The sequence below is a fragment of the Microbacterium xylanilyticum genome, from assembly GCF_054654695.1.
The window spans coordinates 2,297,068-2,314,227 of the sequence record NZ_BAAIEN010000002.1; the positions used below are offsets into that span (position 1 = coordinate 2,297,068).

General features: G+C 66.1%; 12 protein-coding genes and 1 tRNA gene. 9 read left to right on the forward strand and 4 right to left on the reverse strand.

The annotated features are described in order from the left end of the window. Window positions 1–448: 448 nt before the first annotated feature. The 4 genes from hsdR to ACYQ1L_RS11660 all read left to right on the forward strand — a co-directional run bounded on the left by hsdR (window position 449) and on the right by ACYQ1L_RS11660 (window position 7,767). Entirely contained in the window at window positions 449–2,821 is a 2,373-nt protein-coding gene (gene hsdR, locus ACYQ1L_RS11645) for an EcoAI/FtnUII family type I restriction enzme subunit R (protein WP_460004290.1), read from the forward strand. Window positions 2,822–2,867: 46 nt separating this feature from the next. Then, window positions 2,868–5,126, forward strand: a complete 2,259-nt coding sequence (locus ACYQ1L_RS11650; RefSeq protein WP_460004291.1) for an N-6 DNA methylase — start codon at window positions 2,868–2,870, stop codon at window positions 5,124–5,126. Window positions 5,127–5,424: 298 nt separating this feature from the next. Further along, a protein-coding gene (locus ACYQ1L_RS11655; protein WP_460003599.1) for an IS3 family transposase occupies window positions 5,425–6,602 on the forward strand; the annotation gives its coding sequence in 2 pieces (ribosomal slippage) (window positions 5,425–5,691 and window positions 5,694–6,602; 1,176 coding nt in all). 94 nt (window positions 6,603–6,696) lie between these two features. Beyond that, window positions 6,697–7,767 carry an IS110 family RNA-guided transposase gene (locus ACYQ1L_RS11660; protein WP_460003908.1) on the forward strand — a complete coding sequence of 357 codons (1,071 nt, stop codon included), beginning with the start codon at window positions 6,697–6,699 and terminating at the stop codon, window positions 7,765–7,767. A gap of 74 nt (window positions 7,768–7,841) precedes the next feature. Here the strand turns inward: ACYQ1L_RS11660 and istB are convergent, their stop codons facing one another. Next, window positions 7,842–8,630 (reverse strand): IS21-like element helper ATPase IstB, encoded by a 789-nt coding sequence (istB, locus tag ACYQ1L_RS11665; RefSeq protein ID WP_460003683.1) that lies wholly within the window; start codon window positions 8,628–8,630, stop codon window positions 7,842–7,844. Next, window positions 8,630–9,883: an IS21 family transposase gene (gene istA / locus ACYQ1L_RS11670; RefSeq protein ID WP_460004292.1), complete on the reverse strand. Its 1,254-nt coding sequence runs from the start codon at window positions 9,881–9,883 to the stop codon at window positions 8,630–8,632. The genes istB and istA overlap by 1 nt, the downstream gene beginning before the upstream one ends. A gap of 87 nt (window positions 9,884–9,970) precedes the next feature. Here istA and ACYQ1L_RS11675 point away from each other — a divergent pair, with 87 nt between their 5' ends. Further along, window positions 9,971–10,186: an integrase core domain-containing protein gene (locus ACYQ1L_RS11675; protein ID WP_460004293.1), complete on the forward strand. Its 216-nt coding sequence runs from the start codon at window positions 9,971–9,973 to the stop codon at window positions 10,184–10,186. Window positions 10,187–10,521: 335 nt separating this feature from the next. Here ACYQ1L_RS11675 and ACYQ1L_RS11680 read toward each other — a convergent pair. Both ACYQ1L_RS11680 and ACYQ1L_RS11685 read right to left on the reverse strand, forming a co-directional pair. Further along, window positions 10,522–10,597: transfer RNA gene (locus tag ACYQ1L_RS11680), tRNA-Ala, on the reverse strand. Window positions 10,598–10,719: 122 nt separating this feature from the next. Next, window positions 10,720–11,655, reverse strand: coding sequence for a LysR family transcriptional regulator (locus ACYQ1L_RS11685; protein WP_460004294.1), 936 nt, complete (start codon window positions 11,653–11,655; stop codon window positions 10,720–10,722). A 120-nt stretch (window positions 11,656–11,775) separates the two neighbouring features. Here ACYQ1L_RS11685 and ACYQ1L_RS11690 point away from each other — a divergent pair, with 120 nt between their 5' ends. From ACYQ1L_RS11690 to lysA, 4 genes are all read left to right on the forward strand, one after another. Continuing rightward, entirely contained in the window at window positions 11,776–13,344 is a 1,569-nt protein-coding gene (locus ACYQ1L_RS11690; protein ID WP_460004295.1) for an aminotransferase class I/II-fold pyridoxal phosphate-dependent enzyme, read from the forward strand. Window positions 13,345–13,406: 62 nt separating this feature from the next. Then, on the forward strand, window positions 13,407–14,909 hold the full coding sequence (locus ACYQ1L_RS11695) for an amino acid permease (protein ID WP_460004296.1): 1,503 nt from the start codon (window positions 13,407–13,409) through the stop codon (window positions 14,907–14,909). Next, complete coding sequence (locus tag ACYQ1L_RS11700) at window positions 14,906–15,805, forward strand: universal stress protein (protein WP_460004297.1); 900 nt, start codon at window positions 14,906–14,908, stop codon at window positions 15,803–15,805. The genes ACYQ1L_RS11695 and ACYQ1L_RS11700 overlap by 4 nt, the downstream gene beginning before the upstream one ends. Before the next feature lie 62 nt (window positions 15,806–15,867). Continuing rightward, entirely contained in the window at window positions 15,868–17,127 is a 1,260-nt protein-coding gene (gene lysA, locus ACYQ1L_RS11705; protein WP_460004298.1) for a diaminopimelate decarboxylase, read from the forward strand. The last annotated feature ends 33 nt before the right edge of the window (window positions 17,128–17,160 follow it).

A 17,160-nucleotide genomic window follows, 5' to 3' on the forward strand; every position in this document is an offset into this window, starting at 1 on the left:
GCATCGCATAGACCTGTGCATCGGGTACCCCCCCCCCCCCCCCCCCGCCAGCGACAGGGCCGCCGCAACCTCGCCGATCTCCCGCCCCTTGGACCACGGCAACCCTGTCCCGCACCGGCAAGCTCCGCCACCCTGAGGAAGTTAGGCGCGAAACGAGCGATGCTCTGATGCCGCATCCCCTGGCCCTGAGCCGCACTCGCTGGTGCTCGAACGAGGATCTGAACTGGACCATCGGAGCGCCGATGAATGTGACGCTACTCGATCGCGATACGCTGACGAGCAGAGCCACCTTGGCCAAGTTCCACGCGGGGCCATTCGATCCAGTAATGCAAAGGGGCGCGATGAACTTCGGCTTGCTCGCGCGCGCGCGACGATCCTCCGAGGCAACAGATCGGGGTTTGCGCTTCGAACGACGATTGAACATGCCCCTGAGACTGACGAGGCGTGGATGAGCACGCTCAGCGAATCTGACATCTGTGACCGATTCATCACGCCCGCACTCAGAACCGCCGGCTGGGCGGAACACCAGTGGCGTCGAGAGTACGGTTTCACTGACGGCAAAGTGATCGTCCGAGGAAACCTCGTTGCTCGCGGCGGCCGCCGAAGAGTTGACTACTTGCTCTTCGGCCCCGGGAACACTCCGATCGCAATCGTCGAGGCCAAGGACGGCTCACACTCGGTCGGCGCGGGGATGCAGCAAGCACTCGCGTACGCCGACCAGCTCGGCGTACCGTTCGTCTTCAGTTCGAATGGCACCGGGTTCCTTTTCCACGATCGCTCCGGCACTAGTTCTCAGATGGAGCGGTTGCTCGAGCTCGACGAGTTCCCGAGTGAGCAAACGCTATGGAGCCGATACCTGCGATGGATCAATGTCGATGACGACAAACGCCAGCTCGTTTCCTCCACTAGCTACTCCGGTTCGATGGCCAAAGAACTGCGCTATTACCAGCAGCTGGCGGTGTCACGAACCATCGAGGCAGTTGCTCGCGGTGAACGACGGTTGCTTCTCGTCATGGCCACAGGAACGGGCAAGACGCTCACAGCGTTCAACATCATCTGGCGGCTTTGGAAGTCGGGGCAGGCAAAGCGGATCCTCTACCTCGCCGACCGCAACATCCTGATCGATCAAACGATTGTGAACGACTTCCGCCCGTTCGGGTCCGCAATGACGAAGCTCGACCGTAGTCTTGTGGACCCGGCGACAGGGCGCGTCGACACGTCCTACGAGATTTACCTTGCTCTCTATCAAGGCGTTGTCGGCGCGGAGAACCGCGAGCCGGTCTATGACAAGTTCGCACCGGACTTCTTTGACCTCATCGTGATCGACGAATGCCACCGGGGTAGCGCGGCGGAAGACTCGGCGTGGCGCGAGATACTGCAGTATTTTCAATCGGCAATCCAGCTCGGAATGACGGCGACTCCACGAGAGACAAAGTATGTCTCCAACATCGACTACTTCGGGGAACCGGTCTATACGTACTCTCTCCGACAGGGCATCGAGGACGGGTTTCTCGCACCGTATCGAGTAATCCGCGTCGACCTTGACTGGGATCTGCAGGGGTGGCGACCTGAAACTGACTCCGTTGACGACGCCGGGGCGGTCATCGAGGATCGCATATACAACCAGTCAGACTTCGATCGATCGATCGTGTTCCCGGAACGCGACGCGGCTGTGGCCCACCGGCTCTCCGCGTTCCAGCACGAGACGGATCCAATGGCGAAGACCATCGTGTTCTGCGAGAACATCGATCACGCCGAGAGAGCCCGACAAGCGCTTGTGAACGAGCCGCTGAACCGCGAGCTTGTCCTGCAGGATCGTCGCTACGTCATGAGGATCACCGGCGACAACGAGGAAGGCCGCGCCGAACTCGACAACTTCATCGACCCGAAGCAGCGCTATCCGGTGATCGCGACAACGTCGCGACTGCTGACGACCGGAGTGGATGCGCAAACCTGTCAAGTGATCGTGCTCGACCGCACAATCCGTTCTCTGACCGAGTTCAAGCAAATCATCGGACGAGGGACGCGCCTTCGCCCCGACTACGGGAAGTTTTACTTCACCATCATCGACTTCCGCAAAGACACCGAGCTATTCGCGGATCCCGAGTGGGACGGACCGCCGACCCAGGTACTCGAGGTCGATAGCGGCGGGCAAGTTCTCGAGGTCGAGGATCCTCAGTATGCCCTGGAGGACATCGAAACCATCATCCGGAGTGCGGGCGACGACTCCGACTCTGCGGGTGAGATCGAGGCAGGCGCCAAGAAGTTCGTCGTTAGTGGAGTGCCCTTCACGATCATCGCCGAGCGCATCCAGTACTACGACAAAGACGGCAAGCTCGTCACCGAATCGCTCAGGAGCTATACAAAGCGCGCGGTACTGAATGAGTTCGAGTCTTTGGAAGGGTTTCGCCGCCGTTGGAACGCAGCCGCGCGCAAGGAGGTGATCCTCGAGCTTCTTCTAGAGCGCGGCGTGATTCTGGAGGCGCTAGCGGACGCGGTCAATCGAGACCTGGATCCGTTCGATCTCATATGCCATGTCGCCTTTGACCAACCTGCGTTGACTCGACGCGAACGAGCCGAAGGCGTTCGGAAGCAGGACGTCTTCACCCAGTACGGCGAAGCCGCTCGTGAGGTTCTCGACGCGCTGCTCGACAAATACGCCGACCACGGGATTTCTTCGATCGAGGAGGTAGAGGTCCTAAAGGTCCGTCCACTCTCTGAGCTCGGCACACCCGTCGAGCTTGTGAGGCGATTCGGCGGTCGTCAGCGCTACAGCGAGGCTCTCTCGGGCCTCGAGAGTGCGCTCTATTCCGTCTCTTAACCAGCACATCAAGTTTCAGCCTCGCGGCTGTCCGAAAGGTATCCGGTTGTCACTTTCGACCACGGTCAAGGCACTGCAGGACGTCATGCGAAAGGACGCCGGCGTCGACGGCGATGCGCAGCGCATCGGCCAGCTGAGCTGGCTGTTGTTCTTCAAGATCTTCAGCGACCTCGAGATTGAGGCGGAACTCGAAGACGGCTCGTACGAGTCGCCCATTCCGCGAGAGCTCCAATGGGACGCGTGGGCAGACGAGGACGCGCTCGGCAAGAATGCCCCGACGGGCGATGCGTTGCTGGAGCTGATCAATCTTCACCTGTTCCCCGCGCTGAAGAACCTTGATCTCGCAGTGCTCACGCCCAAGCAGCGACTGCGGGGCAGCATTCTCCGCGGAGTGTTCGAGGACGCCTTCAACTATATGAAGTCGGGAACTCTTCTGCGGCAGGTCGTAAACCTGATCAATCACGACATCGACTTCAACCAGGTCGAGACTCGCCACCTATTCGGCGACATCTACGAGACAATACTTCGGGGTCTGCAGAGCGCGGGCACTGCCGGGGAGTTCTACACCCCGCGGCCGGTAACGCAATTCATGATCGAGATGATCGACCCGCGGCTGGGCGAGACAGTTCTCGACCCCGCGTGCGGCACCGGCGGATTCCTCACCGGTGCTTTCACGGCCTTGCGGAATCAGGCGCAGGTGCCCCAAGAACTCGCGCTCGCTAAGCGGAGCCTTCGAGGCGTCGAAAAGAAGGCCCTGCCTCATCTTCTCTGCGTGACGAACATGATGGTTCACGGGATGGAGGAGCCGAGCTTCATCAAACACGACAACACTCTCGCGCGGCCACTCCGCGATTACGGGCCAGCTGACCTGGTAGACATCATTGTCACCAATCCCCCGTTCGGTGGAATGGAAGAGGACGGCGTAGAGAACAACTTCCCGTCCGATATCCGGACGCGCGAAACCGCGGACCTCTTTTTGGTACTCGTAATGGAGCTGCTGAAGGAGAACGGCCGGGCCGCGATCGTTCTACCCGATGGAACTCTGTTCGGTGAGGGGACAAAGACGCGCATCAAGGAGCGACTGCTTTCGCAATGCAACCTCCACACCATCGTGCGCCTGCCGGCCGGCGTGTTCTCCCCGTATACGACCATCAAGACGAACATCCTATTCTTCGAGAAGGGGTCGCCTACAAAGGAAGTTTGGTACTACGAACACCAGTACCCCGAGGGTCAGAAGACCTACACCAAAACTCGGCCGTTGCGCTTCGAGGAGTTCGCCGGGGAGCGAGGGTGGTGGCGCGACCGCTCGGAGAGCGAGAACGCATGGCGCGTCTCAATCGATGACATCGTTGCCCGGAACTTCAATCTCGACTTCCCGAATCCGCGCAGAGCGTTGCAGGCCGACGCACCTGCCGCTGAACTTCTCCAATCGCGAGCCGTGGCGGAGGCGGCGCTGGTCGAAGCCAAGCAAGGTCTGCGAAGCGACCTAACTGGGGTGCTGGGCGCTCGTACGGCGACGCATGGAGTCCATCAGATGCTCCAGAACCTGGACCTGATGCTCTCCGTTCCGGAGGGAGCCTCCGTCATCCGGGACAACGCGCTTCGACTTGCGACGAGAGGTATGCTCACGGAGCAGCGCGCGGAGGACGGCGATCCACGCGAGTTGTTGGGCAATACTCTGTTGGCTGAAGGCAACGCTCCTGGTCATTGGGAACTACCGGCCTCGTGGATCTGGACGACGCTTTCCGACGTCGCGACCTTCCGCGCGGGTAGGACGCCCTCCACCAAAGACCCGGACATGTGGAGCGACGCTGAAGGACACCCATGGGTCTCAATTGCCGATATGCCTCCGGGCGGGGTCATCGCTCGAACCGCGAAGCGGATCACGGATCGTGCGGCCTCCGAAGTCTTCAAGACTCCACCTGTGTCCGCGGGATCACTCTTGATGAGCTTCAAGCTCACGATCGGTAAGGTCGCCACGCTCGGCATCCCCGCCTACCACAACGAAGCGATCGTTTCGATCAATCCGCATGACCCGGGGTGCACGGCGTACCTGGCCCGCGTTCTTCCTCTTGTCGCTCCAATGGGAACGTCGAAGGCCGCCATCAAGGGCAACACTCTCAACAAAGACTCGCTGTCTGCGATGCTGATCCCCTTGCCGCCGCTCGAGGAGCAGAAACGTATAGTCGCTGCGCTCACAAGCATCAACGCCCATTGCGACGTGGTAGACCGGCAGAACGAGGCCCTCTGGGCTGCAACCGTCGGCGCGTCTCGCGCTCTTGCGAACGAGGCTCTCGTTCTCTAAGCGTGCGTATGCTTTCAACCCTCACCATGCGCTCTGCGGCCGCGCGCGTGTCGAGGGTCGGCACACGCCGCAGCACCTGGACGAACCGTGGCGTCGATCCCCGGCATGAAGCAGATCGCACCCACGCGCGTGCAGTACTGAACAACCCAACTTCGTAGTAATTGCGTCTGCGCTTCCCGCTCAATCACCGTGCGGCCAGGGGGCGTGAGGAACGAATCGGTGACAAAACGGGCGTGAGGAACGAATCGGTGACAACTGATCGTTAGTGCCGGGAGGCGCTGGCGGGAAGGATGTCATCATGCCCGGTCCCTATCCCAGAGAGTTCCGCGAAGACGTTGTCGCGGTTGCTCGCAGCCGCGAGAGCGGCGTCACCATCAAGCAGGTTGCGACCGACTTCGGTATCAGCGAGGCGACGTTGCAGAACTGGCTCCGTCAGGCCGACGTCGAGGAAGGCAACCGTCCCGGTCAGACCGCCGCGGACGCTGCCGAGGCACGTGAACTGAAGAAGCGGATCCGCCTCCTCGAGCAGGAGAACGAGGTCCTCCGGCGAGCGGCGGCGTATCTGTCGCAGGCGAACCTGAGACTCGGTGGCTCCCCAAAATGACGTACCCGCTCGTATCTGAGCTCGCCGACGCGGGGATTCCCGTGACGGTGTCGTGCCGGGTCCTCAAGCTCGCAAGACAGCCCTACTACCGGTGGCGAAACGATCCCGTCAGGGACGCGGACATGCTCCGCGCGTATCGGATCAACGCGCTGCATGACGCGCATCACGACGACCCGACGTTCGGATACCGATACCTCGCCGACGAAGCCCGCCGGGCGGGATGGCGGATGAGCCGGCGCACGGCGTGGAAGCTGTGCTCGCAGGCCGGGATCCTCTCGTCCGCGCAGCGCCGGCGACGTGAGAAGGGCAAGAAGACCGGCCCGCCGGTGTTCGACGATCACGTGCAGCGGGTGTTCCGCGCCGATGCCCCGAACCGGCTGTGGCTCACGGACATCACGGAGCATCGGACGAGCGAAGGCAAGCTTTACTGCTGCGCGATCAAGGATGTGTTCTCCAACCGCATCGTCGGCTACTCGATCAGCGACCGGATGACCGCGAAGCTCGCCGTCGATGCCGTCCGCAACGCCGTCTCTCGTCGCGGTGAGGTCGCCGGGTGCATCCTGCACGCTGACCGGGGCAGCCAGTTCCGCAGCAGGGCGATGGCCCGCGAGCTGCGCCGTCATGACATGGTCGGATCGATGGGTCGCGTCGGCGCCGCCGGAGACAACGCCGCCATGGAGTCGTTCTGGTCGCTGCTGCAGACGAACGTCCTCAACCAGCAGCGGTGGGCCACCCGGCAGGAACTGCGCCTCGCGATCGTCGTCTGGATCGAGCGGAAGTATCACCGCCAACGAGCACAGGACACCCTCGGCGGGTTGACGCCGATCGACTTCGAAGCCAAGCTAACCGAGCCGCAATCTCTCGCGGCCTAAACCGAATCTGTCACCGATTCCTGCTTCACGCCCGTCCTGTCCACCCGCCGGCGACAGCGTGACACCACGCTAACCGGTGAAGGAGACAGCACACATGACCGATATCGAGACCGTCCGTTCCGGACACGTCGTGATCGGCGTGGACACGCACAAGCACATCCACGTCGCCGCAGTGATGGACTCCGTCGGCGGGATCCTCGCGACGCTGACCATCGCCACCGACACGGCCGGGTTCCGGCAGCTGCTGGAATGGGCGACGGGCTTCGGGAAGATCATCGCGTTCGGCATCGAGGGGACGGGTTCCTACGGAGCCGCTCTCGCCTCGTTCGTCCGCCGTCACGGGCACAAGGTGATCGAGGTCAGCCGGCCTGACCGGCGGCTGCGCCGGTTGAATGGGAAGTCCGACACCCTCGACGCGGAGAACGCCGCCCGGGCTGTGCTGGCCGGGTTCGCGACTGCGATCCCGAAGACCGCGGACGGCGTCGTCGAGATGATCCGACAGCTGAAAGTCGCGCACGATACCGCGGTCAAGGACCGCACCGGGGCAATGATCACGCTCAAGGCGATGCTCGTGCACGCCACCGATGACCTCCGTCGGGAGATGTCGAAGAAGACACAGAAGATGGTCGCCCGGCACTGCGCCGCGCTCCGTCCTCGAGGGCTGGCGACACCCGAGGACGCGAACCGTCACGCGCTGCGCTCGATCGCGAAACGGTGGATCGCTTTGAACGACGAGATCAAGGAACTCGAGGCGCAGATCGAGCAGCTCGTGCTCCAGCGCGCCCCGCACCTGCTCGATGAGTTCGGCATCGGCGTCGACACTGCCGCGGAAATCCTGATCGTCGCCGGTGACAACCCGGAGCGGATCAGAAGCGAAGCCGCGTTCGCGAAGCTCGCCGGTATCAGTCCCATCCCGACCGGCTCCGGGATGACCAGCGGCAAGCACCGGATCAACCACGGCGGACACCGGCAGCTGAACGCCGCGATCTACCGGACTGTGATCGTCCGGATGCGGTTCCACGAGCCGACGATCGCCTACGTTGCCCGACGGACCGCCGAAGGCAAAAGCAAGCGAGACATCATCCGCTGCCTGAAGCGCTACGTGATCCGGGAGGTCTACCACCTCGTCAAGACCGACCCCAGAACCGGCGAAATCATGGGTTGACAACTATAGGTGTCAACGACGGCTGAAAACTGACCCCTTTTCGTCGGCGAAAGTTGACCCCCTGGGTCGTGTTTCTAGTGTTCCGCTGCCGTGGTGGCGGGCGGGGTCTTGAGGAGCTCGCGGCGGGCTCGGGTGCGGTAGGAGTCGCCGGCGAGGGTGAGGACCTCGGCGTGGTGGACGAGGCGGTCGATCATCGCGGACGCGACGATGTCGTCGCTGAAGATTTCGCCCCAACGGCCGAAGGGCATGTTGCTGGTGACGAGGATCGAGCCCTGTTCGTAGCGGGACGCGACGAGCTGGAAGAACAGGTTCGCCGCGTCGGCGTCGAAGGGCAGGTAGCCGACCTCGTCGATGATCAGCAGCCGGTAGCGGCGCAGTCGTTTCAGCTCCTGCTCGAGCCGCCCGCTCTGGTGCGCGGTCTGCAGGCGTGACACCCAGCCGGTGGCGGTGTCGAACAGCACCGGGTAGCCGGCGTGGGCGGCCTTGTGCCCCAGCGCGATCGCGAGGTGGGTCTTGCCGACCCCGGGAGGACCGAGGAGGATCACGTTCTCCGCTTTCGGGATCCAGGTCGTCGTCGCCAGGTGCGCGAGGACGTCGCGGCGCAGCGAGGGCTGGTGGTCGGCGTTGAAGTCCTCGAGGGTCTTCACTGCAGGGAAGTGCGCCCCGCCGATCCGCAACGCGGTGCCGTTGGCCTCTCGGTCGGCGACCTGGCGTTGCAGCACCGCGGTCAGATACTCCTCATGCGACCACCCCTCCGCCCGGGCGGTGGTCGCGAGCTGTTCCCAGACCCGCCCGATGGTCGGGGCCTTCAACGCGCGAGAGAGGTAGCCGAGCGTTGCGGCCGTGTCCGTCGCGGCGCCCATCAGAACACCTCCCCGGTGGCCGGGTCGAAACGGACCCCGAACAGGTCGTCGTAGTCGGACGTGTCGCGGAACATCACTCGCTCCCCAGGGCGGGCGAGGGTCTGCTGACGCTCGCGGTCTCGCTTCGCCGCGGAGAACGTCGCCCGCAGCCCTCTCGCGGTCTCGACATGGACGGGATCGGTGACGACAGCATGGTTCGCCCAGCAGCGCTCATGATCGGCGACGACCTGCCCCTCGCAGATCACGATCACCCGGGTCAGCGTCGCGGTGACATCGAGCAGCCGGCCGATCACCCGCGGATCAACGGAGTAGTCGTTCCCGTCGAGACGGACGTAATAGTCCCGTCCGAGCCTCACCCTCGTCTGCAGCCCCGTCGCCGGCGGGTGCGGGGGAAGGAGCGTCATCGCGGCGAGGTCCCGGTCCAGAACATCGACGGGACGTCCACCGAGGGAACGGACCGTGCGGGAGTTCGCGCGCGGCAACCAGTCCGCCAACTGCGCGTTGAAGTCCACCGGCGACGCGAACTGCCTGCCGGGCAGGAACGACGTCTCGAAGTAGCCGTTGTTCCGCTCGGTCATGCCCTTGAACTCCGGATCCCGAGGCGGCGCCAACACCACCCTCGTCGCGAGCGTCCCCGCGAACGCAGCCGCCGCCTGCGTGACCACGCCCTTCCCGCCGATCGCGGACTCCCGATCCCAGACCAGCGTCTTAGACACCGCCCCGACCTGCGCGATCAGCTGCCACATGCCCGCCAGCAGATCCCCCGCCTGACGCGAGGGAAGCATCACCGCCGACAGGAACTTCGAGAACGTCAGCGTCATCACCAGCACCGGCAGCATGCCCGCCTGCCCGAACCCGACCGGGATCCGCGGCTCCGGGAACCACAAATCCATCTGCGCGGCCTGCCCCGGCTCGTGAACGATCCGGTCCGCCGGATCGACACCCGCGTACTCGGGCCGGATCTGCCGGATCCGGTCCTTCAGGATCGTCAGCGAGTGCTCCCACCCGATCCGCTCCGCGATCACCGTCGCCGGCATCTTCGCATCCACAGCCAGCAGCTTGCGCACCTCGGGCTCGGCAGCGTCAACCAACGACTGCTTACCCGCCCGCTGATACTTCGGCGGCACATCCAACGCGAGCGCCGCCCGCACCGTGTTCCGTGCCACCCCGAGATGCCTCACGATCGCCTTGATCGGCATGCCCTCGGCCCTATGTAACCGGCGGATCTCCGCCCAATCTTCCAAACTGATCACCCTCCAAGAGTGGTCGGAGGGGGTCAAAATTCCCCGACGTCTGAGGGTCAGTATTCACGCGTCGTCGACAATAGGAGCATCAACGCCATGGCCGAAGCATTCAACTCGCTCTTCAAGGCCGAGCTGGTCCGCAACCGCGGCCCCTGGACAGGCATCAATGACCTCGAGATCGCTGTCGCCGAATACATCGACTGGTACAACCATCGGAGGCTCCATGGCGAGATCGGCTACCTCCCACCCGTCGAGGCCGAGACCAACTACTACGCGAACCTGCCCGCCCTCATAACGATGGAACGGGTATAACCGAGCCTCTACCAAACCCGGGGCTTGACAACTGGGTGCCCACACGGAACCCATGCGGCCCGCGTCCCTTGCTTCGGAGGTCGTAGATCGTCTGAACGGAAACCTTCAACTCGGCGGCAAGTTCGGCCAGCGAGACGAAGTTGCCGAGTCCCGACTCTGAGGTGCCGCCGCTGTCCATACACCGAAGGTGCGCGGGCGTCACCGCGTACCTTCCAGATAGGTCTAGGAGGCTCGAAAGCGTCCTGCGACTACTCGGCGAAGTGTCCAGTAAACGACTACCAAACATTCAAACTCCCTTATCTGAGAGTGAAGTTTCGGTGCTTTACCGGGAGTTTTGGTGGACCTGAGGGGACTCGAACCCCTGACCCCCTGCATGCCATGCAGGTGCGCTACCAGCTGCGCCACAGGCCCAGACGCTGTTCGCGGCCTCCCGCGACAACTCACTCAGCTTACAACACGGCCTCAGCCCGATGCGAATCGGGCCCTCGTTTCCGTGACGCCGGGCGTGTCCGCGGACCACTCGTCCGCGGCCCTCATTCGGCCTCCGCCTCGGCGCGCAGCGCGGTGAAGCCGTCACGGACCGCGGCGACGAGCTGACGCACCGCCGCTGACGGACGCCGGGCGGATCCTGCCGCCGGCACGGCGACGAGGACCGATCGCACGAACGCCGGATCGTCGATCGGTCGCAGCACGATCCCGGGGTGCGCTCCGACGGCGGCGAGGCGGGGCACCAGGCCGATCCCCATGCGCGCGCCGGTCATGGCCAGCATCACCTGGAAGTCGTCCGTGCGGATCGCGATCTCGAGCGTGTGACCGGCGGCGGCGAAAGTGTCGACCACGATGGTGTCCATGGAGTCCCCCGGCGCCGCGGCGAACATCCACCGCTCGTCGTGCAGCGTCAGCAGCGTGGGGACATCGATCGAGGTGCGCGATGCGAGCGGATGGCCCACCGGGAGCGTCAGAAGGAGCGGATCCCGATGCACCTCGATCGCCGCCACGGTGGAGCGGAACGAGAGTGCGTACCCGGGAACCGTGTAGACCAGCGCGGCATCGACCTCGCCGCGATTGCTGCGATCCACGAGCGACGGCACCTCCTCGAGCACCACGTCGAGCTCGATCCCCTGATCGTTGAGCCGCAGCACGACGGGCGGCAGCAGCTGCGCCGCCGAGGTGAAGGTGCCGAAGCGCAGCCGCGTCCGGCCGGTCTGCGTCAGCTCCCGAGCGTCGGTGATCGCGCGCTCGCTGAGGGTGAGGATCTCCTGCGCCCGCTCCAGCAGAAGCATCCCCACGGGTGTCAGCCGACTCCCCCGCGGGGAGCGCACCAGCACCTCGGCGCCGACCAGGCGCTCCAGATTCTTGAGGTGATAGTCGGCCGTGGGCTGCCCCCAGCCGAGCCGGCGCGCGGCCGCCGTGACGGATCCTTCGGCGTGGACCGCTCTGAGTGCCTCGAGCTGACGGAGATCGACCATGAGACACCAACCTCCTATGTTGATCCGGCTTCCCAAGAGCACTGAGTCACATACAGGATATGGGGGCCGAGCGAACTTCGGGGGATTCCTCGACGAACGCTGCAGCCTCACCATGGGGGAATGCACGCTTCCGAGTCCGTCCTCGTCGCGCCGTCGCCCGCGGCCGCGTCCGAGCCGGGCATCCCGCTCGGCGCCGACACCGACCGCCACCATGCGACGCCCTACGCCGACGCACTGGAGCGTCACGCGAGCCGCGCGCCGATCCAGCTGATGGTGCCGGGCCACAGCGGCAACGGCCGCGGCATCAGCGCTCGTCTCGCGGAGTACTTCGGCGAGCGTGTGCTGCAGCTCGACGTCCCGATGCTGCTCGACGACATCGACCTCGGCGAGAACTCGCCGCTGGCGCAGGCACTCGAGCTCGCCGCCGACGCCTGGGGCGCACGGCGCACCTGGTTCCTCGCCGGCGGCGCCTCGCAGGCCAACAGGATCGCGGCGCTCGCAGTGCGGGGCCTCGGCGCGAACATCCTGTCCCAGCGCAGTGCGCACTCGAGCTTCAGCGACGGGGTGCTCACCGCGGGGCTCACCCCGTCGTTCGTGCTGCCCTCGGTCGACACCCGCTACGGGATCGCCCACGGCGTCTCCCCCGCCGCCCTCGACGACGCGCTCACCACCACAGCCCAGCGCGGGCAGCCGGCGAGCGCCGTCTACATCGTCTCGCCGAGCTACTTCGGCTCGGTAGCGGACGTCGCCGGTCTTGCCGAGGTCGCGCACGCGCACGGCGCCCCGCTGATCGTGGACGGCGCCTGGGGCCCGCATTTCGGGTTCCACCCCGACCTGCCGGAATCCCCCACCCGACTGGGCGCCGACCTCGTCGTCTCGAGCACGCACAAGCTCGCGGGATCCCTCACCCAGTCGGCCATGCTTCATCTCGGCGACGGCCCCTACGCCGACCGTCTCGAACCGCTCATCGAACGCGCCGTCTCGACCACGTCATCGACGTCGTCCTCGGCGCTGCTCACGGCCTCGCTCGACATCGCGCGGCGCTCGCTGATGACGGGTGCCGACGAGATCGGCCGGTCGATCGCCGGAGCGAACGCCTTCCGCGCCGCGCTGCGCGCGGATCCGCGCTTCTCGATTCTCAGCGACGGATTCGGCGCGTTCGACGACATCGTCGCGACCGACCCGCTGCGGGTCCCCATCGACGTCTCGGCGACGGGCGTGAGCGGCCACTGGCTGCGTCAGCACCTCCTGGAGGTCGAGGGGATCTACTTCGAGATCTCGACCGCCACCGCGCTCGTCGCTCTGATCGGTGCCGGCAAGACACCCGACCTCGAGCACGTGCATCGCGCGCTGTCGACTGCGGTCGACTCCGAGGAGGCGCATGCCGAGCGCGCTCAGGCCGACGCTGCCGGCTTCCCCGCGCTGCCCCCCTCGGGCGCACTGCGCATGCTCCCCCGCGACGCCTACTTCGCGGGCACCGAACTCGTCCCCGCCGCGCAGGCGATCGGCCGCATCTCGGCCGACACCCTGGCCGCGTACCCTCCGGGGATCCCGAACGTCATCCCGGGCGAGGAGATCACGGCGCAGACCGTGGCCTTCCTTCAGGCGGTCGCCGCGTCTCCCAGCGGATACGTCCGCGGCGCGGTCGATCCCGATGTAGCGCGGTTCCGGGTGCCGAGAGAAGACTGAGCCCCGATCCTGCCGAACCCGGATAGCGCGCAGGATCACCCATCCAATCAAAGGAGACTGGAATGCCCACCATCGCCCAGCAGCTGCTGCGCCGGAAGCCGACCACGCCCGTCGGCGCCGACGAGGTGCACCTGAAACGCAGCATCGGACTTTTCTCGCTGACCATGATCGGCGTCGGCGGCACCCTCGGGACAGGAATCTTCTTCATCCTGTCGCAGGCCGTTCCCGTCGCCGGTCCTGCCGTGATCTGGTCGTTCGTGATCGGCGGCGTCGTCGCCGGCCTCACCGCCCTCTGCTACGCGGAGATGGCGGGCGCCGTCCCCGTCTCCGGCTCGACCTACTCCTACGCGTATGCGACGCTCGGCGAGGGCACCGCCATGGCGGTCGGCGCCTGTCTGCTGCTCGAGTACGGCGTCTCCACCGCGGCGGTCGCTGTCGGCTGGTCGCAGTACGTCAACCAGCTGCTGCTGAACCTGTTCGGCTGGCAGCTGCCCGTGCAGCTGTCCCAGGCACCGGAGCAGGGCGGCATCGTTAACGTGCCGGCGGTCATCGTCATCGTGCTGTGCGGCCTGCTGCTCATGCGCGGCGCCCGCGAGTCCACCCTCGTCAACAGCATCATGGTCGTGGTCAAGATCTCCGTCGTGCTGTTCTTCTGCGCGGTGGCGTTCACCGGATGGAATGCAGATCACTTCCACAACTTCGCCCCGGCGGGCTTCGCCGGCATCGTCGGCGGCGCCGGCATCATCTTCTTCTCGTTCGTCGGACTGGACGCCGTCTCGACCGCCGGCGACGAGGCGAAGAACCCGAAGCGCAACCTGCCGCTGGCGATCATCTTCGCCCTCGGCATCATCATCACCCTCTACGTGCTCACCTGCCTCGCGGCGCTCGGCGCCCAGGCCCCGGAGAAGTTCGAGAACCAGGACGCGGGCCTGGCGGCGATCCTGCAGAACATCATCGGATCCAGCTGGCCGGGCACGGTCGTCGCGATCGGGGCGATCATCTCGATCTTCTCGGTCACCCTGGTCTGCCTGTACGGCCAGACCCGGATCCTGTTCGCGATGTCCCGTGACGGGATGATCCCGCCGGTCTTCGCCAAGGTCGACCCGCGCACGCTGTCCCCGGTGAACAACACCGTCATCGTGATGATCGCGACGAGCATCCTCGCCGCCGTGGTGCCGATCAACTTCCTCGCCGAGATGACCAGCATCGGCACACTCGTGGCCTTCCTCGTGGTGTCGATCGGTGTGATCATCCTGCGCGTCCGCGAACCCGAGCTGGAGCGCGGCTTCCGCCTCCCGCTGGGCTGGACGATCCCGATCCTGTCGATCATCGGCTGCATCGCGATCATCACGCAGCTGCGCGTCATCACGATCGTGGTGTTCCTCATCTGGGCCGCCGTGTTCCTGGTCTTCTACTGGTTCTACGGGCGCAAGCACTCGGCCCTGGCGGTCGGCCACCCGGTCGTCGCCGCGGCGGATCTGCCGTACACGAGCGCGGTCGCCCAGCCCAGCACCGATGCGGTGCGCCAGGCCGCAGCCGCGCGGCGGACGGAGGGCGACCGATGAGCCTGCTCGTCGGCCTGAACCCCGCGAGCCGTTCAGCGTCGGTGCTGCACCTTGCGGCGATGCTCGCACGCTCCGCAGACACCGACCTGATCGTCACGACCGTGATCCCGGAGACCTGGCCGCGGACGGTCGGCCGAGACGACGCGGAGTGGCACGCCTTCACCCGCGACGCCGCCAACACGGTGCTCGATCACGCCGCCGCGGTCCTCGGCGACACGGTGCCCGCGCAGTTCGTGGTGCACGAGGCGCCGTCCGCGCGGCGCGGGCTGCTGGAACTCGCCGAGCAGTACGACGTCGGCATGATCGTGATCGGGTCGTCGTCGGCCGCGCCGCTCGGCCGGATCGCGCTGGGCTCGGAGAGCGACGCGCTGCTGCACGCCTCCGCGGTGCCGGTCGCCATCGCACCGCGCGGTTTCCGCACCCGCGGCGATGCCCGCGTCGGGCGGGTCACCGCCGCCTACCGCGGCACGGACTCCTCCGCCGACCTCGTGTTCGGCGCGGCGACCGTGGCGGCGTCGGTCGGCGCCGCGCTGCGCATCGCGTCGTTCGCCGTCGTGCCGAACGTCTCGGGCGCTGCCGGCGCAGGCCTCGACGCCGAGCGCAGCATCGCCGAGCAGTGGGCCGACGACATCCACGTGCACGCCACCCAGCTCCTCTCCGAGATCTCCACCCTGCCGCACGCGCCCCAGCTCGCCGGCACGGTGATCGGGGTCGGCGACACGTGGGAGTCGGCCGTCGATGACGTGGAGTGGGATGCGGACGAGGTGCTGGTCGTCGGATCCAGCAGTCTCGGCCCTGTCGCCCGCGTCTTCCTCGGCTCGAACGCGACGAAGGTCGTACGTCACTCCCCGGTGCCGGTCGTCATCGTCCCGCGCCGTGCCCTGGACGCCGGCTGACGCCGCACTCCCCTGACGTGATCGCATCATCTGCGGTCGCCCTGACGCCAAGGACGCAGAACATGTCGCACCCCATCCTCGAACTCCTCCCTGCCGGCACCTCGGTCGACGACGACGGCACCCTCCGCATCGCCGGGTGCCGGGTCGACGACCTGGCGCACGAGTTCGGCACGCCGGCGATCATCGTCGACGAGTCTGCGCTGCGGGCGCGCGCTCGGGAGTACCGCACGGCGCTGACGTCGCGCCGCCCGAACGCGCGGGTGGTCTTCGCGACCAAGGCGTTCCCCGCCACGGCCGTGCAGCGCGTGATGGTCGAGGAGGGCGTCGGCCTGGACGTCGCGGGCGGCGGGGAGATCCTCGGCGCCCTGCGGGCGGGCGTCGATCCGGCGCTGATGGTGGTGCACGGCAACGCCAAGACGACGGAGGAGCTGCGGATCGCCGTCGACGCGGGCGTGGGTCTCGTCGTCGTCGACAACTCGGACGACGTCGACCGACTCGAGCGCCTCGTCCCCGCCGGCAGCCGGCAGGACGTGCTGGTGCGCGTGATCCCCGAGGTGGAGTCGTCGACGCACCCGCACGTGCAGACCGGGCAGGTCGGCTCCAAGTTCGGGCTGACGGCGCCGGCGGCGGCGCGGCTGATCGAGCGGATCCAGGCGAGCCCGCGACTGCGCATGCGCGGCGTGCACGCACACGTCGGGTCGCAGATCATGGATCCGTCCGAACTCGCCGCCGCCGTCGCGCCGCTCGCCGCGCTCGGCACGTTCGACGTGTACGACCTGGGCGGCGGCCTCGGCGCCCGCTACACGTACGACGAGCATCCAGCGTCGGTGGACGAGTACGTCGAGGCCCTGCTCGCGGCCGTGGACGCCCACCTCCCCGCCGACGCGGAGATCATCATCGAGCCGGGGCGCAGCATGGTCAACGGGTCCGCGGTGACGCTCTACAGCGTGACCACGGTCAAGCGCGACGCACGGACGTTCGTCGCCGTCGACGGCGGCATGGGCGACAACCTCGAAGTGGCGCTGTTCGAGCAGCGCTACGAGGCCGCGCTCGCCGGGCGCCTGCACGAGAAAGCCGTGGAGGACGTCGTCGTGGTCGGGCGGCACTGCGAATCGGGCGATGTGCTCATCGACCCGCTCCGGGTGCCCGAGGTGCACGTCGACGACCTGCTCGTGGTCGCGGCGACGGGCGCCTACACGCACACCATGGCCAACAACTACAACGGCTACCGGCGCCCTCCGGTGGTGTTCGCGCGCGACGGACAGGCCCGTGCTGTCATCCGCCGCGAGACCTGGGACGACCTCTTCGCCCGGGACCTCTGAGCCGGGCGGGCACGGAGGTCCGGCGCGCTCACC

Excerpts from the sequence above, each read along its gene's own strand:
- istB (WP_460003683.1), bottom strand. The coding sequence starts at position 8,630 with ATGGGCGCCGCGACGGACACGGCCGCAACGCTCGGCTACCTCTCTCGC.
- lysA (WP_460004298.1), top strand. The coding sequence starts at position 15,868 with ATGTCGCACCCCATCCTCGAACTCCTCCCTGCCGGCACCTCGGTCGAC.
- ACYQ1L_RS11700 (WP_460004297.1), top strand. The coding sequence starts at position 14,906 with ATGAGCCTGCTCGTCGGCCTGAACCCCGCGAGCCGTTCAGCGTCGGTG.
- ACYQ1L_RS11660 (WP_460003908.1), top strand. The coding sequence starts at position 6,697 with ATGACCGATATCGAGACCGTCCGTTCCGGACACGTCGTGATCGGCGTG.
- ACYQ1L_RS11690 (WP_460004295.1), top strand. The coding sequence starts at position 11,776 with ATGCACGCTTCCGAGTCCGTCCTCGTCGCGCCGTCGCCCGCGGCCGCG.
- ACYQ1L_RS11685 (WP_460004294.1), bottom strand. The coding sequence starts at position 11,655 with ATGGTCGATCTCCGTCAGCTCGAGGCACTCAGAGCGGTCCACGCCGAA.
- hsdR (WP_460004290.1), top strand. The coding sequence starts at position 449 with ATGAGCACGCTCAGCGAATCTGACATCTGTGACCGATTCATCACGCCC.
- ACYQ1L_RS11695 (WP_460004296.1), top strand. The coding sequence starts at position 13,407 with ATGCCCACCATCGCCCAGCAGCTGCTGCGCCGGAAGCCGACCACGCCC.
- ACYQ1L_RS11675 (WP_460004293.1), top strand. The coding sequence starts at position 9,971 with ATGGCCGAAGCATTCAACTCGCTCTTCAAGGCCGAGCTGGTCCGCAAC.